This is a genomic window from Marinovum algicola, assembly GCF_900109145.1.
In the GTDB taxonomy this organism is placed as follows: domain Bacteria; phylum Pseudomonadota; class Alphaproteobacteria; order Rhodobacterales; family Rhodobacteraceae; genus Marinovum; species Marinovum algicola.
In genome coordinates this window covers 245575-271132 of sequence record NZ_FNYY01000002.1, presented here as the reverse complement: position 1 = coordinate 271132, position 25558 = coordinate 245575, and the positions used below count along the sequence as shown (strand labels likewise).

General features: G+C 66.7%; 24 protein-coding genes. 9 read left to right on the top strand and 15 right to left on the bottom strand.

Features of this window, described 5'->3' with window-relative positions:
* Positions 1 to 4: 4 nt before the first annotated feature.
* The 8 genes from hisD to BMW90_RS04240 all read left to right on the top strand — a co-directional run bounded on the left by hisD (position 5) and on the right by BMW90_RS04240 (position 7161).
* A complete protein-coding gene (gene hisD / locus BMW90_RS04275; protein WP_074835168.1) occupies positions 5 to 1312 on the top strand; it encodes a histidinol dehydrogenase in 1308 nt (435 codons plus the stop codon).
* A 4-nt stretch (positions 1313 to 1316) separates the two neighbouring features.
* The gene (locus BMW90_RS04270) at positions 1317 to 2075 is read left to right on the top strand and encodes an SDR family NAD(P)-dependent oxidoreductase (RefSeq protein WP_074835166.1); all 759 of its coding nucleotides are present in this window, start codon (positions 1317 to 1319) and stop codon (positions 2073 to 2075) included.
* Complete coding sequence (locus BMW90_RS04265) at positions 2072 to 3061, top strand: zinc-dependent alcohol dehydrogenase (protein WP_048530876.1); 990 nt, start codon at positions 2072 to 2074, stop codon at positions 3059 to 3061. The genes BMW90_RS04270 and BMW90_RS04265 overlap by 4 nt, the downstream gene beginning before the upstream one ends.
* A gap of 3 nt (positions 3062 to 3064) precedes the next feature.
* Positions 3065 to 3355, top strand: coding sequence for a UxaA family hydrolase (locus tag BMW90_RS04260; protein ID WP_048530878.1), 291 nt, complete (start codon positions 3065 to 3067; stop codon positions 3353 to 3355).
* 43 nt (positions 3356 to 3398) lie between these two features.
* Entirely contained in the window at positions 3399 to 4580 is a 1182-nt protein-coding gene (locus tag BMW90_RS04255; RefSeq protein WP_074835164.1) for a UxaA family hydrolase, read from the top strand.
* Positions 4581 to 4633: 53 nt separating this feature from the next.
* A complete protein-coding gene (locus tag BMW90_RS04250) occupies positions 4634 to 5644 on the top strand; it encodes an Ldh family oxidoreductase (protein ID WP_074835162.1) in 1011 nt (336 codons plus the stop codon).
* Complete coding sequence (locus BMW90_RS04245) at positions 5637 to 6677, top strand: YeiH family protein (RefSeq protein ID WP_074835160.1); 1041 nt, start codon at positions 5637 to 5639, stop codon at positions 6675 to 6677. Before BMW90_RS04250 ends, BMW90_RS04245 begins: the two co-directional genes overlap by 8 nt.
* A 94-nt stretch (positions 6678 to 6771) precedes the next feature.
* Positions 6772 to 7161 carry a carboxymuconolactone decarboxylase family protein gene (locus BMW90_RS04240; RefSeq protein ID WP_074835158.1) on the top strand — a complete coding sequence of 130 codons (390 nt, stop codon included), beginning with the start codon at positions 6772 to 6774 and terminating at the stop codon, positions 7159 to 7161.
* A 17-nt stretch (positions 7162 to 7178) separates the two neighbouring features.
* Here the strand turns inward: BMW90_RS04240 and BMW90_RS04235 are convergent, their stop codons facing one another.
* The 6 genes from BMW90_RS04235 to BMW90_RS04210 form a co-directional block, all read right to left on the bottom strand.
* Positions 7179 to 8675, bottom strand: a complete 1497-nt coding sequence (locus tag BMW90_RS04235; RefSeq protein ID WP_074835156.1) for a sulfatase family protein — start codon at positions 8673 to 8675, stop codon at positions 7179 to 7181.
* A gap of 3 nt (positions 8676 to 8678) precedes the next feature.
* Complete coding sequence (betC, locus tag BMW90_RS04230; protein WP_074835154.1) at positions 8679 to 10169, bottom strand: choline-sulfatase; 1491 nt, start codon at positions 10167 to 10169, stop codon at positions 8679 to 8681.
* Positions 10166 to 11197, bottom strand: coding sequence for a PdxA family dehydrogenase (locus tag BMW90_RS04225; RefSeq protein WP_074835434.1), 1032 nt, complete (start codon positions 11195 to 11197; stop codon positions 10166 to 10168). The genes betC and BMW90_RS04225 overlap by 4 nt, the downstream gene beginning before the upstream one ends.
* Positions 11198 to 11250: 53 nt before the next feature.
* Positions 11251 to 12762, bottom strand: coding sequence for a tripartite tricarboxylate transporter permease (locus BMW90_RS04220; RefSeq protein WP_074835152.1), 1512 nt, complete (start codon positions 12760 to 12762; stop codon positions 11251 to 11253).
* 12 nt (positions 12763 to 12774) lie between these two features.
* A complete protein-coding gene (locus tag BMW90_RS04215) occupies positions 12775 to 13245 on the bottom strand; it encodes a tripartite tricarboxylate transporter TctB family protein (RefSeq protein WP_074835151.1) in 471 nt (156 codons plus the stop codon).
* Positions 13246 to 13318: 73 nt separating this feature from the next.
* A complete protein-coding gene (locus tag BMW90_RS04210; RefSeq protein ID WP_074835149.1) occupies positions 13319 to 14275 on the bottom strand; it encodes a tripartite tricarboxylate transporter substrate binding protein in 957 nt (318 codons plus the stop codon).
* Between the two features lie 261 nt (positions 14276 to 14536).
* Here BMW90_RS04210 and BMW90_RS04205 point away from each other — a divergent pair, with 261 nt between their 5' ends.
* Entirely contained in the window at positions 14537 to 15229 is a 693-nt protein-coding gene (locus BMW90_RS04205; protein WP_244526423.1) for a GntR family transcriptional regulator, read from the top strand.
* Between the two features lie 20 nt (positions 15230 to 15249).
* On the opposite strand, the gene BMW90_RS04200 is transcribed toward BMW90_RS04205, so the two are convergent.
* The 9 genes from BMW90_RS04200 to BMW90_RS04160 all read right to left on the bottom strand — a co-directional run bounded on the left by BMW90_RS04200 (position 15250) and on the right by BMW90_RS04160 (position 25558).
* On the bottom strand, positions 15250 to 17010 hold the full coding sequence (locus BMW90_RS04200; protein WP_074835148.1) for a sigma-54-dependent Fis family transcriptional regulator: 1761 nt from the start codon (positions 17008 to 17010) through the stop codon (positions 15250 to 15252).
* 96 nt (positions 17011 to 17106) lie between these two features.
* Complete coding sequence (locus tag BMW90_RS26620; protein WP_048530897.1) at positions 17107 to 18207, bottom strand: NAD(P)/FAD-dependent oxidoreductase; 1101 nt, start codon at positions 18205 to 18207, stop codon at positions 17107 to 17109.
* Positions 18204 to 19229: a histone deacetylase family protein gene (locus BMW90_RS26615; RefSeq protein ID WP_074835147.1), complete on the bottom strand. Its 1026-nt coding sequence runs from the start codon at positions 19227 to 19229 to the stop codon at positions 18204 to 18206. The genes BMW90_RS26620 and BMW90_RS26615 overlap by 4 nt, the downstream gene beginning before the upstream one ends.
* Positions 19230 to 19317: 88 nt before the next feature.
* Positions 19318 to 20244 carry a 3,5-dioxohexanoate:acetyl-CoA acetone transferase gene (locus tag BMW90_RS04185; protein WP_074835145.1) on the bottom strand — a complete coding sequence of 309 codons (927 nt, stop codon included), beginning with the start codon at positions 20242 to 20244 and terminating at the stop codon, positions 19318 to 19320.
* Position 20245: 1 nt separating this feature from the next.
* Positions 20246 to 21583, bottom strand: a complete 1338-nt coding sequence (locus BMW90_RS04180) for an aminotransferase family protein (protein WP_074835144.1) — start codon at positions 21581 to 21583, stop codon at positions 20246 to 20248.
* 1 nt (position 21584) lies between these two features.
* On the bottom strand, positions 21585 to 22661 hold the full coding sequence (locus BMW90_RS04175) for an ABC transporter ATP-binding protein (RefSeq protein ID WP_074835142.1): 1077 nt from the start codon (positions 22659 to 22661) through the stop codon (positions 21585 to 21587).
* 52 nt (positions 22662 to 22713) lie between these two features.
* Positions 22714 to 23862 (bottom strand): extracellular solute-binding protein, encoded by a 1149-nt coding sequence (locus BMW90_RS04170; RefSeq protein ID WP_244526422.1) that lies wholly within the window; start codon positions 23860 to 23862, stop codon positions 22714 to 22716.
* Positions 23863 to 23900: 38 nt separating this feature from the next.
* Positions 23901 to 24692: an ABC transporter permease gene (locus tag BMW90_RS04165; protein ID WP_048530908.1), complete on the bottom strand. Its 792-nt coding sequence runs from the start codon at positions 24690 to 24692 to the stop codon at positions 23901 to 23903.
* On the bottom strand, positions 24692 to 25558 hold the full coding sequence (locus tag BMW90_RS04160; protein ID WP_048530910.1) for an ABC transporter permease: 867 nt from the start codon (positions 25556 to 25558) through the stop codon (positions 24692 to 24694). The genes BMW90_RS04165 and BMW90_RS04160 overlap by 1 nt, the downstream gene beginning before the upstream one ends.

The window sequence follows — 25558 nt, the reverse complement described above, 5'->3', positions numbered from 1 at the left end:
GCTCATGACCCGTGAATACCTGAAAAAAGCCACTCTGACCTCCAAGAGCGACGCCTCCGACACCAAGAAGATCGTGCGCGGCATCCTCGACGAGATCGAGGCCGGTGGCGACGAGGCGGCGCTGGCGTATGCCAAGAAGTTCGACAAATACGAAGGCGAGATCATCCTCTCGCCGGAGGCCATCGCCGCGGCCGCGGCGCAGGTGCCGGACAAGCTCAAGCGTGACATCGAGTTCAGCCACGCCAACGTCAAGCGGTTTGCCGAGGCTCAGCTCGGCACGGTCCGGGATTTCGAGGTCGAGGTGGTGCCGGGCTTTGTCGCCGGGCAGAAGGCGATCCCGGTGAATGCGGCGGGCTGTTATGTGCCCGGCGGGCGCTACAGCCACATCGCCAGCGCGATCATGACGGTGACCACCGCCAAGGTGGCAGGCTGCAAGAACATCGTCGCATGTTCGCCGCCGCGCCCCGAGATCGGCATCGCACCGGCGATCATCTATGCCGCGCATGTCTGCGGCGCCGACAAGATCCTCGCCATGGGCGGCGTGCAGGGGGTGGCGGCGATGACCTACGGGCTCTTCGATCTGCCCAAGGCCAACATCCTGGTCGGCCCCGGCAATCAATTCGTCGCTGAGGCCAAGCGCATGCTGTTCGGCCGGGTCGGCATCGACATGATCGCCGGTCCGACCGACAGCCTCGTGCTGGCCGACGAGACCGCCGATCCGATGGTGGTTGCCGCCGATCTGGTGGGCCAGGCCGAACATGGCTACAACTCGCCGGTCTGGCTGGTCACCGACAACCGCGCGCTGGCCGAAGAGGTCATGCGCCTGGTGCCGCTGCTGATCGACGATCTGCCCGAGGTGAACCGCGATAATGCCACCGCCGCCTGGCGTGATTATGCCGAGGTGATCGTCTGCGCCGACCGTGAGGAAATGGCCGCCACCTCCGACGACTACGCGCCCGAGCACCTGACGGTGCAGGCCGCCGATCTCGACTGGTGGCTGGAGCGGCTGAGCTGCTACGGCTCGCTCTTCCTCGGCGAGGAAACCACCGTGGCGTTTGGCGACAAGGCCTCGGGCACCAACCACGTTCTGCCGACCTCGGGCGCGGCCAGCTACACCGGCGGCCTGAGCGTGCACAAGTACATGAAGATCGTGACCTGGCAGCGGGCCACCAAGGAGGGCGCCCGCCCGGTGGCCGAGGCCACGGCGCGGATCGCGCGGCTCGAGGGAATGGAAGGCCACGCCCGCACCGCTGACATCCGGCTGAAGAAGTACTTTCCAGACGAGACCTTCGACCTGACGGCGGAAGGCTGAGCCGATGCGGGGCGATGACCTTTTCTCGGTCGCCGGCAAGGTGGCCTGCGTCACCGGCGCCAGCTCGGGGCTTGGCCGCCATGCGGCCGAGGTCCTGGCGCGGGCCGGAGCCAGCGTCATCGGCGTGGCGCGGCGGGCCGGCGCGCTGGCGGAATGGCAGGCCGGGGCCGGCGGGGCCTGCGCCGCCGTCGAAGGCGACGTGGCCGACCGCGACGGCCTGCCGGCGCTGGTCGACCGGATCTCGGCCCCTTTCGGCGCGCCCGACATCGTGGTCCATGCCGCCGGTCTCAACACCCGGCAGGCGGCCGATGACGTCACCCCCGAGGGGTGGGACGCGACGCTGGCGGTCAACCTTTCGGCACCGTTCTTTCTCAGTCAGCGGCTGGTGCCCGAGATGCGCGCCAGGGGCTGGGGGCGGATCGTGAATTTTGCCTCGCTGCAATCTTTCCGCGCCTTTCCCGGTGGTATCGCCTATGGCGCCACCAAGGGCGGTGTCACCCAACTCACCCGCGCCATGGCCGAGGCCTGGTCGGGCGACGGCATCACCGCCAACGCCATCGCGCCGGGCTTTTTCCGCACCGAGCTGACTGCGGCCGTGTTCGACGATCCTGACCGGGCCGCCCGCAATGCCGCCCAGACCTGCATCGGCCGCAATGGCGAACCCGAAGACCTCGACGGGCCGCTCAGGTTCTTGTGTTCGGATGCGTCGCGTTACGTGACCGGGCAGGTTCTCATGCTTGACGGGGGGTTCACCGCGAAATGAAAGCTCTGGTCTATACCGATGTCGAAACCCTGACCTACCGCGACGCCCCCGATCCCGAACCGGGCGCAGGCGAGGCCCTGATCCGGGTCGAGAGCGTCGGCATCTGCGGCTCGGACATGCATGCCTGGCTGGGGCATGACAACCGGCGCCCGGCGCCGCTGATCCTCGGTCACGAGGCGGCGGGAACGGTGGTTGGCGGCCCGCGTGACGGCGCGCGTGTCACGATCAATCCGCTGGTCACCTGCGGCGGCTGCCCGGCCTGCACCAGCGGCCGCGAGAACCTTTGCCCCGAACGGCAGATCATCTCGATGCCGCCGCGTGAGGGCGCCTTTGCCGATCTGCTGCGAATGCCCGAACGCAACCTGATCGCCGTGCCGGACGGCGTGCCGCTGGCCAAGGCCGCGCTGGCCGAGCCGCTGGCGGTGAGCTGGCACGCGGTGCGGCTCGGGCTGGCGGCGCTGCATCCTTCGGCCGAGCGGCGGGCGCTGATCCTCGGCGGCGGGGCCATCGGCCTGGCCGCGGCGCTGGCACTGCGGGCGATGGGGGTAGATGAGGTCACCGTGGTCGAGCCCAACGACGCGCGCCGCGCCTATCTGACCGAGCGCTGCGGGCTTCGGGCGGTGCCGGCCGCCGAGGGCGCCCATCCGATCGTCGTCGATGCGGTGGGGTTTGCCGTCACCCGCGCCACGGCCTCGGCGCTGGCCGAGCCCGGCGGGGTGATCGTGCACATCGGTCTGGGCGAGGACGCGGGCGGGCTCGATCTGCGCCGCATGACCCTGCAAGAGATCACCTTCATCGGCACCTATACCTATACCGCACAGGACTTTCGCGACACCGCGGCCGCCCTGTTCGACGGACGTCTCGGCCCGCTCGACTGGACCGAGATCCGCCCGCTTTCCGACGGCGCCGCGGCGTTCCGGGACATTCGGTCCGGGCAAAGCGCGGCGCCGAAAATCATCCTTCAACCTGACAATCAAGGAGTCTGAACCATGGCTGAAATCCCCCATCTGCTGGTCCACGAACATGACGACAACGTCGGTGTCGTCGTGGTCGAAGGCCTGAGCGCCGGCACCGACATGCTGGTCTGCGTCACGCATGACAATTCGACCTTCCGACTGACCTCCGGCGCCGATGTGCCGATCGGCCACAAGGTCGCGCTCAAGGACCTCAAAGAAGGCGACACCGCCATCAAGTACGGCGAGGACATCGGCAAGATCATCGCCGACATCCCCAAAGGCGCCCATGTCCACACCCACAACTGCAAAACCAAGCGCTGGTAAGCCCCTCTCCAGCAGCGAAACGGTCGCGATAAAGGAAAGCCCCATGGCCTCTAAATATTCCAACATGACAGTGCGCGCCTACCGCCGTGAAAACGGCCGGGTCGGTGTCCGCAACCACGTCGTCATCCTGCCGGTCGACGACATTTCCAACGCCGCCTGCGAGGCGGTTGCCAACAACGTCAAGGGCACGCTGGCGATCCCGCATGCCTATGGCCGGTTGCAGTTCGGCGAGGATCTCGAGGTGCATTTCCGTACCATGATCGGCACCGGCGCCAACCCCAATGTGCATTCTGTCGTGGTGATCGGCATCGAGCCCGGCTGGACCAAGCGCATCGCCGACGGCATCCGCGCCACCGGCAAGGAAGTGGCCGAGTTCTCGATCGAGCAGAAAGGCGATTTCGAGACGATCCGGGCCGCCAGCTGGGCCGCCAAGGATTTCGTTCACAAGGCGACCGAGGTGCAACGCGAGGAATGCTCGATTTCCGAGCTCTGGGTCTCGACCAAATGCGGCGAGAGCGACACCACCACCGGCCTCGGATCCTGCCCGACGGTCGGCAACATGTACGACAAGCTGCTGCCCGAGGGCATCACCGGCTTTTTCGGCGAAACCTCCGAGATCACCGGCGCCGAGCACATCTGCCAGAAACGCGCGATCAACGAAGAGGTGGGCGAGCGCTGGCACAAGATGTGGAAGGCCTACCAGGACGACGTGATCTTTGCCCATCAGACCGATGACCTCAGCGACAGCCAGCCCACCAAGGGCAATATCGAAGGCGGCCTGACCACCATCGAGGAGAAGGCGCTGGGCAACCTCGAGAAGATCGGCCGCACCTCGCAGTTCATCGACATTCTCGAACCGGCCGAGGCGCCGCAGTCGGGCAATGGTCTCTATTTCATGGACTCCTCCTCGGCAGCCGCGGAATGCGTGACGCTGATGGCCGCCGGCGGCGCGGTCATCCACACCTTCCCGACCGGGCAGGGCAACGTCGTGGGCAACCCGATCGTGCCGGTGATCAAGATCACCGCCAACCCGCGCACCGTGCGCACCATGAGCGAGCATGTCGACGTCGATGTCTCCGGCATCCTGCGCCGCGAACAGACCATCGACGAGGCCGGCGACGCGCTGATCGAGATGATCTGCCGGACCGCGAACGGTCGCAACACCGCGGCCGAGGCGCTAGGCCATCGCGAGTTCTCGATGACCAAGCTCTATCGCAGCGCCTGACCTGGCCCGGGGCGGCGCATCTCGCGCCGCCCGCACCGACGAAAGCTCCCGACATGCTTGAGACCGAAACCATCAGCCTTGCCGAGGCAGAGGCGCTGATCACCCGCGTGCTGGGCGCGCAGCGCGTGCCCGAGGCGACGGCGGCCTCGGTGGCCCGGGCGCTTGTCGCGGCCGAGGCCGAAGGCCAGTCTGGCCACGGCTTTTCCCGGCTCGAGGATTACGTCGCCCAGGTCCGCTCGGGCAAGATCCGGGCCGCCGCCGAGATCACCTCGCGCAAGACCAGCCAGACCGGCCTGCGCACCGATGCCGGTTTCGGCTTTGCCTATCCGGCGCTCGACCGGGCGATCGACTGGGGCGCGCGGGTGGCGCGGTCTTATGGCACGGCCACCATGTCGGTGATGAATTCACACCATTGCGGCGCGCTGTCGGTGCAGGTCGAGAAGCTGGCCGCGCGTGGGCTGATCGCCATCATGGTGGCCAATGCGCCGCCCGCGATTGCGCCCTGGGGGGCCCGGACGCCGATTTTCGGCACCAATCCCGTCGCCTTTGCCGCGCCGCGCGGCGATGGCCCGCCGCTGGTGATCGACCTGTCGCTTTCCAAGGTGGCGCGCGGCAAGGTCATGCATGCCCGCAAGTCCGGCCGGCCTATCCCCGAGGGCTGGGCGCTCGATGCCGAAGGCGCGCCCACAACCGATCCCGAAGCCGCGCTTGCCGGATCGATGCTGCCGATCGGCGAGGCCAAGGGCACCGCGCTGGCGCTGATGGTCGAGATTCTCGCCGCCACCCTGACCGGCGCCAACCAGAGCCCCGAAGTCTCGTCGTTCTTTGACGCCGAGGGGCCGCCGCCCGGTGCCGGCCAGTTCCTGCTGGCCATCCGGCCCGACAACGACACCGCCTTTGCCGCCCGGCTGGACCGGCTCCTGCGCACAATCGACGCGCTCGAGGGCAGCCGCCTGCCGGGCAGCCGCCGCATCGCCGCGCTGGCCCGCGCCCGTGACCACGGGATCGATGTGCCGCGCTCCTATCTCGCTCTCGCACGGACACTCGCCAACCCCCATGACTGATCGCCAAGCCGGCCCGGCCGGGCTCTTCGAACGCCGCCTGCGGCCCCTGCTTCCCGGCGTGCTGATCGCCGGCATCATCGCGCTGGCCAGCCAGTTCGTCGCCGAGCACTACGGCGCGCCCGCGATGCTGCTGGCGCTGCTGTTCGGCATTTCGCTCAATTTCCTCGGCACCGAGGCGCAGAGCAAACGCGGCATCGACTTCGGCTCGCGGCAATTGCTGCGGCTGGGCGTGGCGCTGCTGGGGGTGCGGATCAGCGCCGATGTGCTGACGCTCCTCGGCTGGCCGGTGGTGCTGATGATCGTCGGCGCCGTCGTCGCAACCATTGGTTTCGGCCTTGCGGTGTCGCGGCTGTTCGGCTTCCGCTTTCGCTTTGCCTTTCTGTCGGCCGGGGCGGTGGCGATCTGCGGCGCCTCGGCCGCCATGGCCATCGCCGCGATCCTGCCGCGCGACGCGCGCTCGGAGGAGCGGCTGATCTTTACCGTGGTCTCGGTCACGCTGCTTTCGACATTGGCGATGATCGTCTATCCGGTGCTCGCCGCCGCCATCGGCTTCGACGATCGCACCACCGGCATCTTCATCGGGGCAACGGTGCATGACGTGGCCCAGGTGGTGGGGGCCGGCTTCTCGGTGTCGGAAGAGACCGGCAATGTCGCCACCCTGGTCAAGCTCCTGCGGGTTGTCATGCTGGCGCCGGTGGTGGTGATTGCGGCGCTCGCGATCCGCAGCTTTGCCAATGGCGGCGAGATCGACGGTCGCCGGCCGCCGCTGGTGCCGGTCTTTGTGCTGGGGTTCGTGGTGCTGGCCGCCCTGCGCAGCGCCGGGCTGGTGCCGGAACTGCTGGTTCAGGTCGCGTCAGAGGCCTCGCGCTGGCTTCTGGTGATCGCGATTGCCGCCGTCGGCCTCAAGACCCAGCCTCGGGACATCCTCAATGTCGGTCTGCCGGCGGTTGCGCTTCTGGTGGCCGAGACCGCGTTCCTGGCCGGGCTGATCGGGCTGGCGCTGCGCTTACTGCCGCACACCCTGCTCGGGTGACCGATGGCGGCCGGCAGGAACGGTCGCAATGGCCGATCCGGCGGTGTAGACAGGGGCCGGTGGCCGGCCAACGGCCAAGCTGAAGGGAGCCGACATGAGCAGTTTCGACGAAGATCTTTTCCTCAAGGGGCGGGCGCAACGCGAGGCGACGCTGGGCGCGGACTACGTCGAGAAGAACCTCGCCGCCGCCGATGACTTTACCCGGCCGTTCCAGGAGGCGATGACCGCCTGGTGCTGGGGGTTCGGCTGGGGCGACGAGGTGATCGACGCCAAGACCCGGTCGATGATGAACCTGTCGATGATCGGCGCGCTGGGCAAGATGACCGAATGGGAGATCCATTGCCGCGGCGCGCTCAACAATGGGGTCAGCAAGGAAGAGATCCGCGCCATCATCCATGTGGTGGGCATCTACTGCGGCGTGCCGCAGGCGCAGGAATGCTTCCGCGTGGCACGCAAGGTCCTGGCCGAGAACGATATGCTCTGAGCGGCCGAACCGGCCGGTCAGGGCACCTCGATCGCCGCCGGTTTGACGGTGGTTTCGAGATAGGCGGCGCCCTCGGCATGGGTCATGAAACCAGGCGGCGGAAACGCCATCTCGAGGCCCCAGGCGTCGCCCGTCTCCTCCATGTTCCGCACCACCCGGGCATCGAGTTCGGCCTGCACCGCGCCAAAGGCCGGATCATCCACGAGGTTGATCAGCTCGTCGCGGTCGGCGGTCTGATCGAAAAGGTAGAGCGGCCGGTCCTGCTTGCGCACATAAAGCCAGTCGGGGGTGCGAATGCCGCGCTCGGGCTTGACGTGGCGTTCGCTGCGGCCGCCGAAATCGGCTTTCATCAATTCGAACTGCACGTGATCGCGGGTGGGAATATCCTCTGCCCCCTCCAGCAGCGAGAGATAGCTGGTGCCCTGTACACTGTCGGGAACCTCGGCACCGCACGCCTCCAGCAGCGTGGGCATGGTGTCCACCGCCACATCGACCAGCGATGTCACCCGCTTGCCGGCGGCGAACGTGCCCGGATAGCGGATCAGCAAAGGCACCTGCGCCGAGGCGCGATAGGCCTGCCGCTTGATCCCGCAATAGCTACCGTGCTGGCCCAGCATGTCGCCGTGGTCAGAAAAGAAGACGACGATGGTGTCTTCCGCGATGCCCTGGGCATCCAGCCAGTTCAGCAGCCGCCCGACATTGTGATCGACGTTGGAGATCATGCCGTAATACTCGGCCACGAACTTGCGGATCTGCGCCTCGGTTTCGATCTCCGGGTCCTGGCCCTCGATCTTGTCGGCCTTGGAGCGTTCGCCGAAGTTGTCATCGCCGTCGAAGTCGCGCGCGGTACGTTCCTGGGCCCGGCGCTTTTGCAGCTCGGGGTTCGGCGTGCCCTTGGGCAGGGTGATCTTGTCGGGGTCGTACATCCGCCGCCAGTGCTCGGGCATGTCCATCGGGAAATGCGGCGGGCCGAAGCAGACGTAGGCGAGGAAGGGGTCGCCCTTGGCGCGGGCGCTCTGCATGAATTCGATGGTGTGATCCGTCTGGAAATCCGGCTCGTAGCGGCGGCAGCGATAGGGCTGGTCGGTGTCGCGGTAAAAGATCGCATCCATGTAGTAGTGGCCGCGATTGTAGCCGACGAAATGATCGAACCCCATGCGGTCGGGCCCCGGCGGCACAAAGCCCGGTTTCGGCCCGCCGTAGAGGTGCCACTTGCCGATGTAGCCGGACCGATAGCCCCGCGCATTGAGGATCGGCGCCAGCGAGGGCTGATCGGTGTCGATCGGGAAGTGGTTGGAATAGAGCCCCGCCTTGTGGGCATATTTCCCGGTCAGAAGCGAGGCGCGGAACGGTGTGCAGAGCGGGTAAGAGGTGAAGGCCTCGTCGAAGCAGGTGCCTTCATTGGCCAGCCGGTCGAGATGCGGGGTCTTGACGTCGGGGTTGCCGGAAAACCCGGCGCAGTCATAGCGCATCTGGTCGGCATAGATCATCAGGATGTTGGGTTGCTTGGTCATCGCTTACACCGTGGCCGGTTTGTTGACGCCGCGCACATATTGCCGGCTGGCATCGAAAAGGGGCTGATAATCCCAGTGATAGCCGCCATTGGTCGACAGCGCGTCATGCAGGAAACTGCGGGTTTCCTTTTCCTTCGCGGCCCGTCGGGTCATCGCCTCGACGTCGTAGCGGCCGAGCAGCCGGTCCTTCAGCTGCGTCTTGATCGCGGCGTGCGCCGGATCGGTCGACAGGTCGGTTTGCTCGTCGGGATCCCTGGCCAGGTCGAACAGCAGTTCCGGCGCGTTGCGCGTCCAGGCGTATTTGAAATCGCCCTGCCGGATCGCCAGCCAGGGCTCGATCACGCCGGGACCGAAATACTCGGCAATCGCCTCGTCTTTCACGCTGTCGCTGCGCGCCATCAGCAGGCCGAGGAAACTGCCGCTCTGGTCGCTGCCGTAACGGTCCGACGTCTCCCTTGCACCGCCAAGCTCGGCGAAGGTCGGGCAGAGATCGGCCAGCGAGACACATTCGGCCCGTCGCCCCGGCGCGATGCGCTTGGGGTTGTGCCAGATCATCGGCACCTGCATCGAGCCTTCGTAGAAGCTGCGTTTGAACCACATGCCGCGTTCGCCCAGCATGTCGCCATGATCCGAGGTGAAGACGATCACCGTGTCGTCATAAAGGCCCAGGTGCTTCAGCTCGGCCACCAGCTCTCCGACGTAATCGTCAAGATGCGAGATCATGGCGTAATAGGCGCGGCGCGAGGCGCGGATGGTGTCGTCGCAGGGCGGCGCCTGATCGATGCCGTGGTGGATGTGCAGCCATTCGGTGGTCGGGTGCGGTGCCTCGTCCGCAGGGATGCGGGGCAGGGCGATCTCGGTGTCGTCGTAGCGGCCCCAGTACTCCGGCACCGATTGATAGGCCTCGTGCGGCTGGGTGTAGGAGACATGCAGGAACCACGGCTGATCGTGGCTTTCCAGCACACGGGACCGCAGGAATTCCAGCGACCGGTACTGCACCTCGGCGTCGTAAAGCAGCTGGTTGTTGGTCTTGCAGAGCCCGCTGACCGCCAGTTTCTTGACCGAGGTGCCTTCGCGATGCACCGGCCCCCAGGACCAGGGAATGGTCCAGTCGAAGCCCGAGGGATACATGTCGGTGGTCAGCCGCCGGTCAAAGCCGTGCAACTGGTCCGGCCCGATGAAATGGCATTTGCCGGATACCACGCATTCATACCCGGCCGCGCGCAGGAAATGCGCCACGGTGGGGATCTCGGCCCGGAACTCGGCGCCGTTGCCCCAGACCTCATGCGTCGAGGGCAACCGGCCCGAGAATTGCGAGGCCCGCGCCGGGCAGCAGATGGGTGAATTGGAATAGGCGTTTTCCATCACCACGCCCTCGGCGGCCAGCGCATCGAGATTGGGCGTCTTTGACTGGGCGTCGTCGCGGTACATCGACAGCACGAAAGCGGTCAGTTGGTCGGCCTGGACAAAGAGGATATTGGGCTGATCGCTCATGCCGCTTCCCCTTCGCCGAGGGGCAGGCCCTTGGCGGTCAGCGCCGCGCGGCGGGCCAGCTCATGCGCCTTGAGGATCGCATTGGGCCGCGCCTTGCCTTGCCCGGCGATGTCAAACGCGGTGCCATGGGCGGGGGTGGCCAGGATGAAGGGCAGCCCGCCGAAATAGGTGACGCCATCGTCGAACCCCATCAGCTTGGTCGCGATCTGGCATTGGTCGTGATACATCGACAGCACGGCGGGAATGCCCTCGTCCTGCACGGTGAGAAAGATCGTGTCGGCGGGATAGGGCCCCGCGACGTTCAGGCCCCGGGCCTTGGCCTTTTCGATGGCGGGGGCGATGATGTCGATCTCCTCGCGGCCAAAGGCGCCTTCGTCGCCGTTGTGCGGGTTCAGCCCCGAGACCGCGATGCGCGGATCGGCATAGCCGAAGCGCCGCAACTCGCGGTCGAAATAGGTGAGGACATCGAGGATCGCGTCTTCGCTGATCGCGCCGGCGATGGCCGAGATCGGGATGTGAGAGGTGACGCGGGTGGTCCAGAGGTGGCCGATGGTGTTGATCTCGGTCGAGCGCTCGGTAAAGCCCATGTAATCGGCGATCCCGGCCTTGTAGCCTTCGAAATGATGGCCCGCCTTGTGGATCGAGGCCTTGTTGACCGGCGCCCAGACAAAGGCGTCGATCAGCCCGGCCGCCGACAGATCGGCCGCGTGACAGCCGATCTGGTAGTCCGCCAGCCCGGCCTGGGCGCTGGTCTTGCCGACGTCGATATCCCCGTAGTGCAGCGTGTCGAAGTGGTAGAAGACCACCGGATCGGGGCTGGCAATCGCGGCCTCGATATCGGTGAAGCGGGGCAGGTCGGTGGCGACGCCCGCCACCTCGCGGCCCATGTCGAAGATCCTGGGGTGGCCCGCGATCACGCGTTTGCAGCCACGGGTGATCTCGGGGTGGTCCAGCGTGCGGGCCACCAGTTCCGGGCCGACGCCGCCGGCATCGCCGAGGGTCGAGAGGATCACGGGGGTATCTGTCATCAGTCGTTCCATAACTTTGCGTTGCGAGACGCGCCGGCGGCCCGGCGCCCCGTTCATTCGTCGTTGCCGGTCGGAAGCGCGGCCTGGTTGGCGCGCCAGGCGCCAAGCGCCTTGGCAATCAGCGGGCCGCAGATCCCGACCACCGAGAGCAGCAGGAAGACCAGCGCGATCGGCTGTTGCAGGATCGCCCAGAGATTGCCGTCATAGATCAGGTAGCTCTGTTTCAGCGAGGTTTCGATCAGCTCGCCCAGGATGAGCCCCATGACGATGGGTGCGGGGGCAAAGCCGTGGCGGTTGAGAAAGAAGCCGAGGATCGCGAAAAAGACCATGACGCCGACGTCGAACATGCTCTGCTGCAACGAGAAGGCGCCAAGCGCGGCAAGGCAGATCACGCAGGGCCAGAGGATCGTGGTGGGGATCAGGGTGATCCGGCTGAAGAACTTGGCACCGACCATGCCGTAGATCAGGAAGCAGATATTGGCCCCCAGCATGGCACCGAAGATGCCGGCCAGCAGGTCCGGCTGTTCGGCAAAAAGCGCCGGGCCCGGCCGCAGCCCGAGGATCAGCATCGCGGTCAGGATGATCGCGGTCGAGCCGCCGCCGGGGATGCCCAGCGCCAGGGTCGGCACCATGGTGCCGCCGGTCGCGGCATTGTTGGCGGCCTCGGGCGCGGCGAGGCCTTCGATTGCGCCCTTGCCGAACTGGTCCTTGTGTTTCGACCAGCGCATTTCCTCGTTATAGGCGATCATCGCCGCGACCTTGCCGCCCTCGGCGGGCAGGATGCCGATGAAGGTGCCGATGCCGGTGGCGCGCAGCACGGTGCGCCAGATCGCCTTGAAGTCCTGCAACGAAGGCAGCTTGGTCACGCCCTCGGCCACCAGTTCGCGTTTGACCTTGGTCTGGGTGGCCTGGCGCAGCAATTCGCCGCCGGCAAAGATGCCGATCATGATCTGCACCACGGCAATGCCTTCGTAAAGGTCGGCCTGACCGAAGGTGAAGCGCTCGATCCCGGTTGTCAGATCGGTGCCCACGGTGGCCAGCAGCAGGCCGAAGGCACCGCCGATGAAGTTCTTGACCATCGAGTTGCCGCTGATCGAGGCCAGCATCGACATGCCGAAAACCGCCAGCGCAAAGAACTCGGCCGGGCCGAAGTGATAGGCGACGCGGGCCAGCAGCGGCGTGGCCACGATCATCACCAGGATGCCGAGAATGCCGCCGATGGCGCTGGAGAAGGTGGCGATGCCCAGCGCCCGGCCGGCCTCGCCTTTCTGGGCCATGGGAAAGCCGTCAAAGGTGGTCATCGCCGCGGCTGGCGTGCCCGGCGTGTTGATCAGGATGGCGGTGATCGAGCCGCCATAGGTGGTGGCGCAATAGACGATGGCACAGAGCGCGATGCCGGTGGTCGGGTCCATGCGGACCACGAAGGGCAGCATCAGCGCAATCAGGATGACCGAGCCCAGCCCCGGCAGCGCGCCGACGATCAGGCCGACCAGCGTGCCGGCGGCGATGATGAAGAGGTTATAGGGGTCCGCAAGGAATTGCAGGACAAGCAGAAAGGGTTCCATCGGGTGCAATCCTCAGGGCAGGGGGACGTTCATGATCAGGCGGAACAGCAGGTAGACAAAGCCCGCGAAGCCGGCAAAGCTGAGCGCCATAAGGCGCCAGCGGCGTTCCCCCCAGAGCAGCGACAGGGCGGGCAGGAACAGCACCAGCGCCGGGAAGGTGCCGATCACCGGCATCAGTGCCACAAAGCCGATCAGCAGCGCCGCGGTCAGCACCACGATCAGCGGGATTGGCCCCTTCGGCTTGAGCATTTCCAACTCCTCGGCCGAGGGCCGCAGCGCGGTGACGGCCTGGATCACGCCGAGGCCGAACATGATCGCCAGGATGGCGCGGGGAAAGACCGTGGGCTGAATGCCCTGGGCGAGGATCGGCGGCACCTTCTTGAAGCTGAAGGTCACCGCAAAGAGGACCACGGCAAAGGCCATGACGACCAGCGCTTCGATAAGCCGGGTGCGGTCGATGGTACGGTGGGCGGGGTGTGACATGGGCGTCCTGTATCTTGAGACGGAATGCGAAAGGCGGCCGGCCCGGGGGGAGGCGTCCGGGCCGGCCGGGGCCTCAGCCGCCCATCAGTTCCTTGGCGACGGCCTGATAGCCATCATACATCCTGTCGAACTGTGCGCCGAAGACCTCGCGCCCGGCAATGCTGCGGGCGTCCTGGCCCGACCCGGCGAGATATTCGAGATAGCCCTCGCTGTTCATCGACTGGATCAGCGCCGCTTCCAGTTTGGCGATCACCGGTTCGGGAGTGCCCTTGAGCACGCCGATGCCGCGCACCACCTCGATATCGACCGGCATGCCGACTTCGTGGCCGGTGGGAATGTCGGGCGAATTGGCCGAGCGTTCCGGCGTCAGGATCGCCAGTGCCTCGACCTGGCCGGCCTTGGCCTGGGATTCGAATTCGTCGAAGTTCAGCAGGGCCACGTCGACATTGCCGTTGATCACGTTGATGATGATCTCGCCGGATTTCTCGAACGGCACATAGACTTGGTTCTGCATCTCGAGCGCATTGCGGAAGATCAGGGCGCTGACATGCGGATTGCCGCCGACCTTGGTGCCGGCCTGCTTGACGCTGTTGTTCTGCACATAGTCGATGAACTCCGCCGCATCGGCAAATCGACCGGCTTTCACCACCACGAATTCCGGATCGACGGTGCCGCGCACCAGCGGAATGATGTCGTCCCTGGTTAGATCGACGGTGCCACGCATCATGGTCAGCGCGGTGCCGGCATTGACGATGAACAGGGTCTGCCCGTCGGCCGGTTTGCCGGCGGCGTATTTCAGCGTGTTGGTGGCCACGCCGCCGGTTTTCGACAGGTGCAGGAAGTCGCCGCCGAGGATCTCGCCGGCGCGTTCGGTCGCAAACCGCAGGAAGATGTCCGATCCGCCGCCGGGCTTGGAATTGTTGATGACCTCGATCGGGCCGTCAGGGAAGCCCTCGGCCAGGGCGGGGGCCGCCGCTGCGGCCAGGGCCAGCCCGGCAAGGGCGCCGGTGATCTGCTTGGAAAGGGGCATGTGTTCCTCCTCTGAACGTGCCGGTGTCTGACGATGACCCCCGCTCCTCCGGGGTTTCGTGCTTGACATGAATCATGGTATACGGTTTTTGGTATACCAAGACAAGGCGGAATTTGCGGGCAGCGTTTTGCGGCGGTCGGAGACCCCGGTTATCCTGCGCCACGGTCTGTTGTCTGGAAACGCGAAGCGATAGGCTTGGCTGTGGTGCAGGCAGATGATCTGCGGCAGGACGGCCGGCAGGAGGGTATGGTAGAGATGTCCTTGAAAGACCTGATAGGCGACAATCTGGCCGCCGAGCGGCCCAAGAGCCTGGCCGAGCAATCGGCCGACAAGCTGCGCGAGCTGATCCTGCTCGAACGGCTGCCGGCGGGCCTGTCGCTGAACGAGAGGGAGCTTTCGGCCCTGCTCGGGATCAGCCGCACGCCGGTGCGCGATGCCATCCGGCTGCTCGAGGTCGAGGGGCTGGTGGATTACATCGACGGCCGTCTCAGGGTGGCCGATCCCTCGATGGAGACGCTGTCGCATTGGCTGATGATCCAGGGCGCGCTCGAAGGGCTGGCGGGGGAGCAGGCCTGCGCCCAGGCCACCGAAGCCGAACTGGCGCAGATCGCGGCCCTGCATCGGCAGATGGTCGACATGGCCGAAGGCGAGGACGGGCTTCAACGGTTCCGGCTGGATATGGATTTTCACCGTGCGATCGTACGGGCAGCGCATAATCCGCCGCTGATCGAAACCCACAATCAATACAACACCCGGCTGTGGCGGGCGCGATATGTCTCGTCCCAGCGGCGGGCCAACCGCAAGCAGCAGATGGCCAAGCACCAGGGCATCGTCGATGCCCTGCAACGGCGGGATGCCGCGGCGGCCTCCGCGGCGCTGATCGACCATCTGCGCAATGCCATCGGCAATATCGAAGCCGCCCGCAGCGAAGTGCAGGCGGCCGCCGGCGAGTGAGCGGCGCGGCCCCGGGCGGCTCAGGCCGGTGGTGTCAGGCCGGCCCGGCGCATGCGGCGCAGCACGGTCGAGCGGTTCACCCCCAGCCGGCGGGCCGCCCGGGACATGTTCCAGCCGCAGGCCTCCAGCACTGATTCCAGGCTCTCCTCGGCGACCGGCGCCACGGCTTGCTCGGCCGGCGGCGGCAGATCGGGCAGGTCGATCACCTCGCCATCGCAGAGCGCCACGGCGACATCGAGCAGCCGGCCAAGCTCGTGCAGGTTGCCGGGCCAGACCCGCCCGGTCAGATCGGCCCGCGCGGTCGGTGACAGGCGTTTTTCGCCCTGGGTCCGGCGCCGCAGCAGCCGGTCGAGCAGCCAGCCCAGATCCTGCCGCTTGCGCAGCGGCGGCAGGGCCAGCGTCGCGCCGGTGAGGCGATAGAACAGCGGCGTGTGGAACCGCCCCTGCTGCATCGCCAGCGCCAGATCGGTGCAGCAGGTCGCCACCGGCCGCAACCCGGGGCGTTCGTCGAGCAGGGAGGTCAGCAGCGGCTGCACCGCTGGCGGCAGTTCCTCGACCCGCCGCAGCAGAAGCGTGGCGCGGCAGGGACCGGCGGGCCCCAGCGCGTCGGGCAGGCTCTCCGGGGTCAACGCCGCGCAATCCACCGCGATCAGGCTGCGCCGGGCGCCGCCGGCCACATGGACCGCCCGCGCCAGCCGCATCTTGCCGCTGCCGGTTTCGCCACAGAGCAGCAGCGGCACCTCGGTCGGCGCCAGCCGTTCGGCCTTGGCCAGCAGGCGCTGCATGCCGGGATCGGCGCCGGCCAGCGCATCCAGCGGGCCGCCGCTCTGGCGCAGCCGGCGGGTCAGAGCGCCTGCGGTTCTGGGGGCCTGCGGCGCGATGGCGTGGCCGAACAGCGCGCCGCCGTCGCGCAGGTTGACCACACGATCCTCGGTCGGCCGGTCGCGCATCAGATCGGGCAGGTCGTCGACCGAGAGGTCCAGCAGGGTCTCGAGCCGCTGGCCGAGCAGCGAGCCGCCATCGCCCCGGAACATTTTCTCGGCGCCCCGGGTAAAGCCGATGATCCGCCCCGCTCCGTCCAGCGTCACCGCCGCCTCGGGATCGACATCGAGAAACTCGGGGCTGGCGGAAAAGCGCAGCACCCATTCGCGGCGGCTCTGCGCCATCAGGTTCGCCATCTCGACCCGCCGCGCCGAGGAGGTCACCAGGCTCATCGCCAGGTTCTGGCTCGATTTCGGCGACGGCGATTGCAACAGCGAGATGTCGAGCACCGCAGCCAGTTGCCCGAGGCTGTCATAGACCGGCGCGGCAGTGCAGGAGAGTGCGGTATGGGCATTTCCGAAATGGTCGTCCTGATGGATCGTCACCGGCTCGCCGGTCACGATGCAGGCGCCGGCGGCGCTGGTGCCGGCCAGATCCTCGGACCAGTTCGCCCCCATGAACAAGCCGGCGCCGCGCAGATCATCCTCGAAATCGGGATCGCCAAAGAAATCGACGCAAACGCCTTTGGCGTCGGTCAGCAGCACGGTGTAATTCTGCCGCGCCACCTGTCGGAACAGGCTTTGCAGGCCGGAACGGGCCGAGGCGATCATCCGCTCGGCCTGCATGCGATGCTCGCGCAGCTCGGTTTCGGTGACGATATGCGCCGGATCGGCACGGGCCGGATCGAGGCCATGGACTTCGACGCAGCGTTTCCACGAGTCCGCGACCTGGCTGTCGCGCCCGGTGGCGCCGCCTTCGAGAACTCGCTCGATTTCCTCGACGTGATGGCGTGCGATCATGTCTTCCGTTCGGTTTGGCTGGCGACATGCTACGCCGGATCGCCGCAAAAGGCGATGCGCCAAAAGTCGGAGCCGTGCCGGACGGGCCTCTGCTGCTCAGGCCGCGAAACGGCCCGGCGCCAGCGCGGCGATCACGGCATCGGCCAGTTGCGGCGCGGTGCCTGCGACCAGATCGGCGGTCAGCCGCGACAGCGCCGGCGCGGTCTGCACGCCATAGCCGCCCTGGCCGGCCAGCCAGAAAAACCCCTCGCACTCGGGGTCATGGCCAACCACCGGCGTGCGATCGGGCGCAAAGCTGCGCAGCCCGGCCCAGCTGTGTTCGACCCGGGTGACCGAAATGCTGACCGCCTGTTCGAACCGGTACAGCCCTTCGGCCAGCACCATGTCATCGGCCCAGGCGTCATGCGGCTCGACCGGGTCTTCGTCGGCCGGGCTGACCATCAGCTTGCCGGCCTCGGGCTTGGCATACCAGCGTTCGGAGGCCGAGACGAACAGCGGCCAGGCGCGCAGGTCATACCCCTCGGGCGCCGGCAGGATCGCGGCCGAGCGGCGCAACGGGTGCAGCGGGATCGGCGTGGCGCCGGCCATCCGGGCAACCGCCGCCGACCAGGCGCCGGCGGCATTGACCAGCAGCGGCGCCTGATAGCTCCGGCCGCCGGCGGTCACCTGCCAGAGTCCGGCGTCGCGGCGGATTGCCGTGACCGGGGCATCGGTTTCGACCCGGCTGCCGCGCTGTTTCAGCAGCCGGGCATAGCCCGACAGCATGCGGTCGACATCGATATCCTGGGCGTCGCGCTCGATGGCGGCGCCGGCGATGATCTCGGGGCGCAGGATCGGTACCAGCTCGACCGCCTGCGCGGGGCTCAGCCGCTCCAACCCCTCGGCGCCGCTGCAATAGGCCTCGAGCGCGTCCAGTTCGTCTTCGGTCGCCACCATCATCTCGCCGCGCGGCGACAGCAGGCTGCGCTCCGAGACCCCCTCGGGCGCTTCGAGAAACCCGGCGGCGGCGGCATTGAGCGCGCGCAGGGTGGCATTGCCGTAGTTGCGGATGAAGATCGCCGCCGAGCGGCCGGTGGCGTGATAGCCGATCTGCCGCTCGGCCTCGAGCACGCAGACCGAGCGATCGGCGGCAAGCTCGGCACCGGCGCCAATTCCGGCGATGCCACCGCCGATGATGAGAACATCCGCCCGGGTCACGATGCCTCCTGAAACCCGGTCAGGGTTCGCGTCAGATTGGCCCCGAGCGTGTCGGACAGATAGCCGCCCTCCTGCACGAAGAGCACCGGCAAGCCGGTGGCGGCGATTGCCGCGCCGATCCTGGCAAAGCCGTCCTGGGTCACCGCCAGCCCCTGGAACGGATCGTCGATCGAGGCGTCGAGGCCAAGCGCCACAACCAGCGCCTCGGTGCCGAAGTTGCGCACCCGTTGCAATGCGGTGGTCAGCGCCTCGAGAAAGCCGTCGTCGTTGGTGCCGCGCGGCAGTGGCAGGTTGAGGTTGCAGCCAAGGCCCCGACCGGCGCCGCGCTCCTGGGCATGGCCCCAGAAAAACGGGTAGAACCGCGCCGGATCGGCGTGGATCGATACCGTGAGCACGTCGTCGCGCTCGTAGAACATGCCCTGCGTGCCATTGCCGTGATGCACGTCGACATCGAGGATCGCCGGGCGCAGCCCGGCGGCGCGCAGTCGTTCGGCGGCAATGCCTGAATTGTTGAGAAAGCAGAACCCGCCGGCAAGATCGGCAAAGGCGTGATGGCCCGGCGGACGCGACAGCGCATAGGCGGCCTGCGCGCCCGCGCGCAGCAGATCGGCGCCGGTGACGGCGCTCTGGGCCGACCAATAGGCCGCGTCCCATGTGCCTTGCGAGATCGGGCAAGCGGTGTCGGCCTGGTGATACCCGGCCTGACCGACGGCGGATTTCGGATAGCTGTCGCGCCGGTTGGCCGGGTGGATGTTGGGGATCACCTCTTCGCCGGCACCTTCGATCCGGCGCCAGCGGGTGTGGATGGTTTCCAGAAAGGTCAGATATTCCGGCGTATGCACCGCCGCAATCGGGCCGAGACCGGCATCGGCAGGCGCCTGAAAGTCACAACCGGCCTCTTCGGCGGCGGATTTCAGCACCTCGATCCGGCGGGGCTGTTCCGGGTTGGGCCGGATCGCTCCATTGGCCATGAAATGCTTGGGGTCGTGGTGCCATTGGCGGGGGTCGAAGATGGCCTTCATCGTATCTGCTCCTTGGCCTTTGGGGCGGCCTCTTGCGGGGTCGCTTCATGCGGGGCGGCGTCTCTGGCCGGTTTTGGTGTCACTGCCATCAAATCGCCGTCCTGTCAGCGCCCTTGAGGCCCAGCATCTGCCGGGCGTCACCGGGGCTGGCCACCTCGCGGCCCAGCGCTTCGACGATCCGGCGGATCTTGTCGACCTGTGCCGCATTGCCGGGCGCCAATTGCCCGCGCGCGATCATCAGGTTGTCTTCCAGCCCGACGCGCACATGCCCGCCCATGGCGGCGGCCATGGTCGCCATCGGCAGCTGGTGCCGCCCGGCGGCCAGCACCGAGAACATGTAACCGTCGCCGAACAGCTTGTCGGCGATGGTCTTCATGTGGGTCAGGTTCTCGGGGTCGGGGCCGATGCCGCCGAGGACGCCAAAGACGAACTGGATGAAGAACGGTGGCGCCACAAGCCCGCGATCGGCGAAATGCCGCAGCATGTAGAGATGGCCGACGTCGTAGCATTCGAATTCGAACCGCGCGCCGCGCTCCTGGCCCAATTGGCGCAGGATGCCGGCGATGTCGCGCGGGGTGTTCTTGAACACCAGATCGTCAGAGGTTTCGAGGAACGGTTTTTCCCAGTCGTGTTGCCACTCCGTGACGCGCTCCGCCGCCGGGTAGAGGGCAAAGTTCATCGATCCCATGTTGAGGCTGCACATTTCGGGCTCGGCCCGGATCGGCGCCGCCAGCCGTTCGTCCAGTGTCATCGTGGCGCTGCCGCCGGTGGTGATGTTGAGCACCGCGCCGCTGGCCTGTTTGATCCGCGGCAGGAAAGCCATGAAATGCGCCGGATCGGACGAGGGGCGGCCGGTTTCGGGATCGCGGGCGTGCAGGTGCAGGATCGCCGCGCCGGCCTCGGCGGCCGCGATCGACTGGCGGGCGATCTCTTCTGCCGTCACCGGCAGATGTGGCGACATCGACGGCGTGTGGATCGATCCGGTGATGGCGCAGGTGATGAGGATCCTGGACATCTCACTGCGCCTCCATCGCCGGGGCGATCTCTTGCGTGAGCTGGGCCAGCGCCCCATCCAGACCGTCGATCAGCTCATCGATATGGCCGCCGTTCAGGATCAGCGGCGGGCAGACAAGCACGTGATCGCCCTCGAGCCCGTCACGGGTGCGGCGCGAATAGACGATCAGCCCGCGGTCGTAGGCGATGTCGACAAAGCGTTGATGGGCGTTCAGATGTTTCGGCAGGGGGGCCTTGGTGGCGCGGTCCGACATGAATTCGAAGGCGGTGAGCAGGCCCTTGCCGCGCACGTCGCCGATGATCTCGTGGCGCTGCATCAGCCCGCCAAGCCGCGCCAACAGGATTTCGCCCATGGCGGCGGCATTGGCGCAGAGGTCCTGCCGGTCGATCTCCTCCATCACCGCCAGCCCGGCGGCGCAGGCCAGCGGATTGCCGGCATAGGTGAAGCCATGGGCAAAGCCGCCGGCATCCAGCACCGGCTCGACCAGACGCCGATCGGCCACCATCGCCCCGAGCGGCGCATAGCCCGAGCCCAGCCCCTTGGACATGACCAAGATATCCGGCCGCAGGCCCCAGTGATCGCCGCCGAGAAAGGCGCCGGTGCGCCCGGCGCCGGTCATCACCTCGTCGGCGATCAGCAGCACCCCGAAGCGGTCGCAGATCGCCCGTACCCGCTCGAGATAGCCCGGCGGCGGCACCAGCGCCCCGGTCGAGGCGCCGCCGATCGGTTCGAGGATGAAGCCCAGCACGCTTTCCGGCCCCTCGGCCTCGATCCGGGCCTCGAGCATGTCGGCATAATGCTGTCCGGTCTCGCGGGCGGTCGGGTCGAACCCCTCGAGATAGGCGCGCGGCGCCGGGATCATCGGCATTTGTTGCATCATCGGCGCGAAGGGCTCGGTCAGCGGCGCATAGCCGGTGACCGCCAGCGCGCCCAGGGTACAGCCGTGATAGGAGGGGCGGCGCGAGATCACCTTCCAGCGCCGCGGCGCGCCCCGGGCAAGCGCATGTTGCCGCGCCAGTTTCAGCGCGCTTTCCACCGCCTCGGAGCCGCCCGAGACAAAGAACACCCGGTCCAGCCCCTCGGGCATCTTGCCGGCCAGCCGGCGGGCCAGTGTCTCGGAGGCTTCGGTTTCGAAATGCAGGCGGTAGCCGAAGGTCGATTTCTCCATCTGCCGCCGCATCGCGGCCAGCACGTTCTCGTTGGAATGGCCGATGTTGCAGACCATGGCACCGGAAGAGCCATCAAGGTAGCGGCGGCCGTTCTTGTCCCACATATAGACGCCGCGCGCCTGGTCCAGCACCGGCTTGCGGCCGCGGCCCTGGTAGAAGAGATTGCTCATGTCATGCCCCCGGCAGCCCGGCGCAGTCCCTCGGGCGGAAGGCGGCGGTGACCTGGGTGCCTTTGGCAAAGGGGTGGCCGTCGATCATGTTGATCGCCTGCAACTGCCGGTCGCCGGCGCGGATGAAATAGCGCACGGTCTGGCCCTGGTAATCCACGGTTTCCACCACGGCCGGGGCGGTCACCATGCCTGGCGCCTCGGCATCCTCGGCCAGCAACAGAAGCTTTTCTGCGCGCAGCACCAGCTTGGCCGGGCCGGGGCGCACCTCGGGGGCCTTGTCGACCGGCACCGGCACGGCGCCAAAGACCGGCACGTCGAGCTGCACGGCATCGCGCCCGGTGTCGGTGCAACGGCTTTCGAGGATGTTGGAGGCGCCGAGGAAATTGGCGACGAACTCGCTGGCCGGGCGGTTGTAGACCTCTTCCGGGGTGCCGACCTGTTCGACCCGTCCGGCGCTCATCACGACGATCCGGTCGGACATCGCCAGAGCCTCGGACTGGTCATGGGTGACAAACACCGTGGTCACGCCGATCTTGTCCTGGATGCGCTTGAGCTCGACGCGCATGTCCTCGCGCAGGTTGGCATCAAGCGCCGAGAGCGGCTCGTCGAGCAACAGCACATCGGGTTCGATGACGATGGCGCGGGCCAGGGCAATGCGCTGCTGCTGGCCGCCGGAAAGTTCGCGCGGATAGCGCCCGCCGACATCCGGCAGCTGCACCAGATCGAGCGCCGCCTGCACCCGGCCGGCGATCTCGGATTTCGGCACATCGCGGTATTTCAGGCCAAAGGCGACGTTGTCGGCCACGCTCTTGTGCGGAAAGAGCGCATAGTTCTGGAACACGATCCCGAGGTTGCGCTTGTGGATCGGCACGTCATTCACCCGCCGCCCGCCAATCAGGATCTCGCCTTCGGTCGGATCGAGCAATCCGGCGATCATCCGCAGATTGGTGGTCTTGCCACAGCCCGACGGGCCCAGAAGCGTCAGGAAGGTGCCTTCGGGGATCTCGAGGCTGGTGGGGTGTACGGCGGTAAAGCTGCCGAACCGCTTGACGATATTGTCGAGGACGACGGAACTCACGGGGAATGTCTCCGGTCAGGGCCCCCTCCGGCAACCGGAGGGGGCGGAGGTGTCAGTAGCCCTTCTGCACGCGGCCGAAGGTTTTCGACCAATCGGCCTCGCGGCCGTTCCAATAGGCCGGATCGGCAAAGGTCAGCCCGTCGAGCGTGCCCGAGGGATCGAAGGCCGGCAGGGTCGGTATCTTGGCTCCGAGGTCGATCTGTTGCGGGTCGAGCGCCGGCGGGTAGTTCTGGCCCTCGGCCACGGCGATCGCGGTCTCCGGTGCCAGCATGAAGTTCAGCAGCTCCTCGCAGGCCTCCATCGGCGACCCCTTGATGACGAACATGCATTCCTGCCAGCCAAAGCCATTGGGCGGATCCATGTAGCCGATGTCATGGCCCTGTTCCTGCAAGGCAAAGATCCGGCCCGACCAGCCTTCGGTGACATGGATTTCCTCTTCTGCCAGCAGGCTCATCAGCTCGGCGCCCGAGTTCCAGTACTTCAGCGCCAGGTCGCGGTGCTGGCGCACGGCATCCCAGGCGGCCTCTTCGTCGGTGATGCCGTTGGGATCCTGGTCGGTTTGCAGCGCCGCGTACCACATCCGCGTGCGCCAGTCGGACCAGCCGCCGATCTTGCCCTTGTGGGCTTCGTCGATGAGGATGCGCGCGCCTTTCTCCTGCATCTCCGCGTCCGAGATATAGGCCCGGTTGTAGGCCAGCCCGGTGGTGCCGTAGTCGTAGGGCACACAGCTCAGCGTGCCGTTGGTCACCTTGCGGAACACCTCGGTCAGCTTGGGAATGACGAATTTCAGGTTGGGAATGTTGTCTTCGTTCAACTCGCTGCTGAGGCCGAGGTTGTGATAGCGCGCGTAATCGAACACGCCCGAGAGATGGGCGATGTTGAATTCGCCGGGCTGGCTGGCCTTGATCCGCGACAGGTATTCGTCGGCGCCGCCAAAGGTGCCATCGACCACCTCGATGCCGGTCTTGGCGGTAAAGGGGTCAAAGGCGTTTTCGCGCAGTGCCTCGGAGACCACGCCGCCCCAGCCGTCAAAGCGCACCTGGCTTACGGTCTGTGCCAGCGCGCGGTAGGGCGTCACCAGCCCGTAGGCCGCGCCGGCCGCGCCGAGCAGGCCGAGGAACTGGCGGCGCTCCAGCCCGCCGTTCATGTAGCGTTCGCGCAGCCGTTCGTATCGGGTTGTGTTGTCGATCTTTCGGGTCATTGTCGTCTCCTTGTCGGGTGAATGGGTGCAGGCGGTTCTCAGGTGCCGCTCTTGCGGGCGAGATGTCGGGCGATCGCCGCCCCGAGCAGGGGCAGGCCGACCGTCATGACAATCATCACGGTGCCAAGCGCGTTGATCTCGGGGCTGATCGAATTGCGCAGCATGGCGAAAATCTGGGTCGGCACGGTCTCGACGCCGCCGGGTTTCCAGAACAGCGTGCCGGTGATGTCGTCGAAACTGATGGTGAAGGCAAAGAGCGCCCCGGCCAGCACCGCTGGCAGCATCAGCGGCAGGGTGATCTGAAAGAAGGCCTGCACCGGGCTGGCGCCCAGGCTCATCGCCGCTTCCTCGACGTCGCGGCGGATGGCGATCAACCGCGCCTGCACCACCAGGATCACGAAGGGCAGGGTAAAGATCACATGGCCGAAGAGCAGCAGGGCAAAGCTCTTGTGCAGGCCGAGAAAGTTGAGGAACAGCAGCAGCGCCACCGCCAGCACGACCTCGGGCACCAGGATCGGCGCGATCAGCAGGGTCGAGATCGCATTGGCGCCCGGCACCCGGTAGCGCACCAGGGCGAGGCTGGCCAGCACCCCGAGCGTGGTCGAGATCGCCGCCGTCAGCAGGCCCAGAACGATCGAGGTGCGAAAGGCGCGCATGATGGCGTCGTTCTGCGCCAGCTCGACGAACCAGCGCAGGGAAAACCCGGTCATCGGGAAGGCACCGAACTGGCTGGCGTTGAAGCTCAGCAGCACCACCACCGCAACCGGCAGGAACATGAAGCCATAGACCAGCACGGTCCAGAGTCGGATCGCCTGCCATCCCCAGCGCATCAGCCCAGCCCCTTCATCAACTGCGCCATGCCGAGATAGCGGTTGTAGATCATCACCAGCACGCCGAGCACCACCAGAAGCATCAGGCTCAGCGCCGAGCCGAGCGGCCAGTTGAGCTGGGTGATGATCGCCTCGAAGACCAGGTTGGCAAACATCGCGTCGCGCGGCCCGCCCAGCACCAGCGGCGTGATATAGGTGCCGGCGCCCAGCACGAAACACAGCAGCCCGCCGGCGGCGAGGCCGGGCAGAGACAGCGGCAGCGTGACTTGCAGGAACGCCTGCCATCGCGTGGCGCCCAGAGAATTGGCGGCATCCTCGAGATTGGTGTCGATGCCGTCGAGCGAGACAAAGACATTGAGCACCATGAAGGGCAGCAGGAAATGCACCAGCCCGAGGATCACGGTCGCCTCGTTGTAGAGCATGTTCAATGGCTCGCTGATGACCCCGATGCCCAGTAGCAGTGTGTTGAGCGCGCCGGAGACGCCGAGGATGTTGATCCAGCTCATCGTGCGGATGATGTAGCTGATCCAGAACGGCAGCATCAGCAGCAACAGCAGGATCATCTTGTTGCCGCGCGAGCGGGCAATGAAATAGGCCGCCGGATAGCCCATCAGCGCACAGACCAGCGTTGTGATGGCGGCAATCCGCAGGGTCGAGATCAGGATGTCGCGATAAAACCGGTCGGTCAGCGCCTCGCGCCAGTTGTCGAGGTGGAAGCCGGGCAGATCCGCACCGGTCGCGCTGCGCAGCCAGAAACTGTAGACCACGATAAAGACCAGCGGCACGAAAAGCAGCAGGGTCACCGCGCTGAGGGCAGGGGCCAGTAGGATCCAGGGTTGGCGTGCCTCACGGGCTTCGACGGACAT

What these genes read in the sequence shown, in the direction of transcription:
- BMW90_RS04235 (WP_074835156.1), bottom strand. Translation starts at nt 8,675, where the DNA reads ATGACCAAGCAACCCAACATCCTGATGATCTATGCCGACCAGATGCGC.
- BMW90_RS04250 (WP_074835162.1), top strand. Translation starts at nt 4,634, where the DNA reads ATGCTTGAGACCGAAACCATCAGCCTTGCCGAGGCAGAGGCGCTGATC.
- BMW90_RS04180 (WP_074835144.1), bottom strand. Translation starts at nt 21,583, where the DNA reads ATGAGCAATCTCTTCTACCAGGGCCGCGGCCGCAAGCCGGTGCTGGAC.
- BMW90_RS04170 (WP_244526422.1), bottom strand. Translation starts at nt 23,862, where the DNA reads ATGACCCGAAAGATCGACAACACAACCCGATACGAACGGCTGCGCGAA.
- BMW90_RS26615 (WP_074835147.1), bottom strand. Translation starts at nt 19,229, where the DNA reads ATGAAGGCCATCTTCGACCCCCGCCAATGGCACCACGACCCCAAGCAT.
- BMW90_RS04225 (WP_074835434.1), bottom strand. Translation starts at nt 11,197, where the DNA reads ATGACAGATACCCCCGTGATCCTCTCGACCCTCGGCGATGCCGGCGGC.
- BMW90_RS04220 (WP_074835152.1), bottom strand. Translation starts at nt 12,762, where the DNA reads ATGGAACCCTTTCTGCTTGTCCTGCAATTCCTTGCGGACCCCTATAAC.
- BMW90_RS04260 (WP_048530878.1), top strand. Translation starts at nt 3,065, where the DNA reads ATGGCTGAAATCCCCCATCTGCTGGTCCACGAACATGACGACAACGTC.
- BMW90_RS04270 (WP_074835166.1), top strand. Translation starts at nt 1,317, where the DNA reads ATGCGGGGCGATGACCTTTTCTCGGTCGCCGGCAAGGTGGCCTGCGTC.
- BMW90_RS04245 (WP_074835160.1), top strand. Translation starts at nt 5,637, where the DNA reads ATGACTGATCGCCAAGCCGGCCCGGCCGGGCTCTTCGAACGCCGCCTG.
- BMW90_RS04160 (WP_048530910.1), bottom strand. Translation starts at nt 25,558, where the DNA reads ATGTCCGTCGAAGCCCGTGAGGCACGCCAACCCTGGATCCTACTGGCC.
- BMW90_RS04210 (WP_074835149.1), bottom strand. Translation starts at nt 14,275, where the DNA reads ATGCCCCTTTCCAAGCAGATCACCGGCGCCCTTGCCGGGCTGGCCCTG.
- betC (WP_074835154.1), bottom strand. Translation starts at nt 10,169, where the DNA reads ATGAGCGATCAGCCCAATATCCTCTTTGTCCAGGCCGACCAACTGACC.
- hisD (WP_074835168.1), top strand. Translation starts at nt 5, where the DNA reads ATGACCCGTGAATACCTGAAAAAAGCCACTCTGACCTCCAAGAGCGAC.
- BMW90_RS04215 (WP_074835151.1), bottom strand. Translation starts at nt 13,245, where the DNA reads ATGTCACACCCCGCCCACCGTACCATCGACCGCACCCGGCTTATCGAA.
- BMW90_RS04185 (WP_074835145.1), bottom strand. Translation starts at nt 20,244, where the DNA reads ATGTCCAGGATCCTCATCACCTGCGCCATCACCGGATCGATCCACACG.
- BMW90_RS04165 (WP_048530908.1), bottom strand. Translation starts at nt 24,692, where the DNA reads ATGCGCTGGGGATGGCAGGCGATCCGACTCTGGACCGTGCTGGTCTAT.
- BMW90_RS04200 (WP_074835148.1), bottom strand. Translation starts at nt 17,010, where the DNA reads ATGATCGCACGCCATCACGTCGAGGAAATCGAGCGAGTTCTCGAAGGC.
- BMW90_RS04240 (WP_074835158.1), top strand. Translation starts at nt 6,772, where the DNA reads ATGAGCAGTTTCGACGAAGATCTTTTCCTCAAGGGGCGGGCGCAACGC.
- BMW90_RS04255 (WP_074835164.1), top strand. Translation starts at nt 3,399, where the DNA reads ATGGCCTCTAAATATTCCAACATGACAGTGCGCGCCTACCGCCGTGAA.
- BMW90_RS04265 (WP_048530876.1), top strand. Translation starts at nt 2,072, where the DNA reads ATGAAAGCTCTGGTCTATACCGATGTCGAAACCCTGACCTACCGCGAC.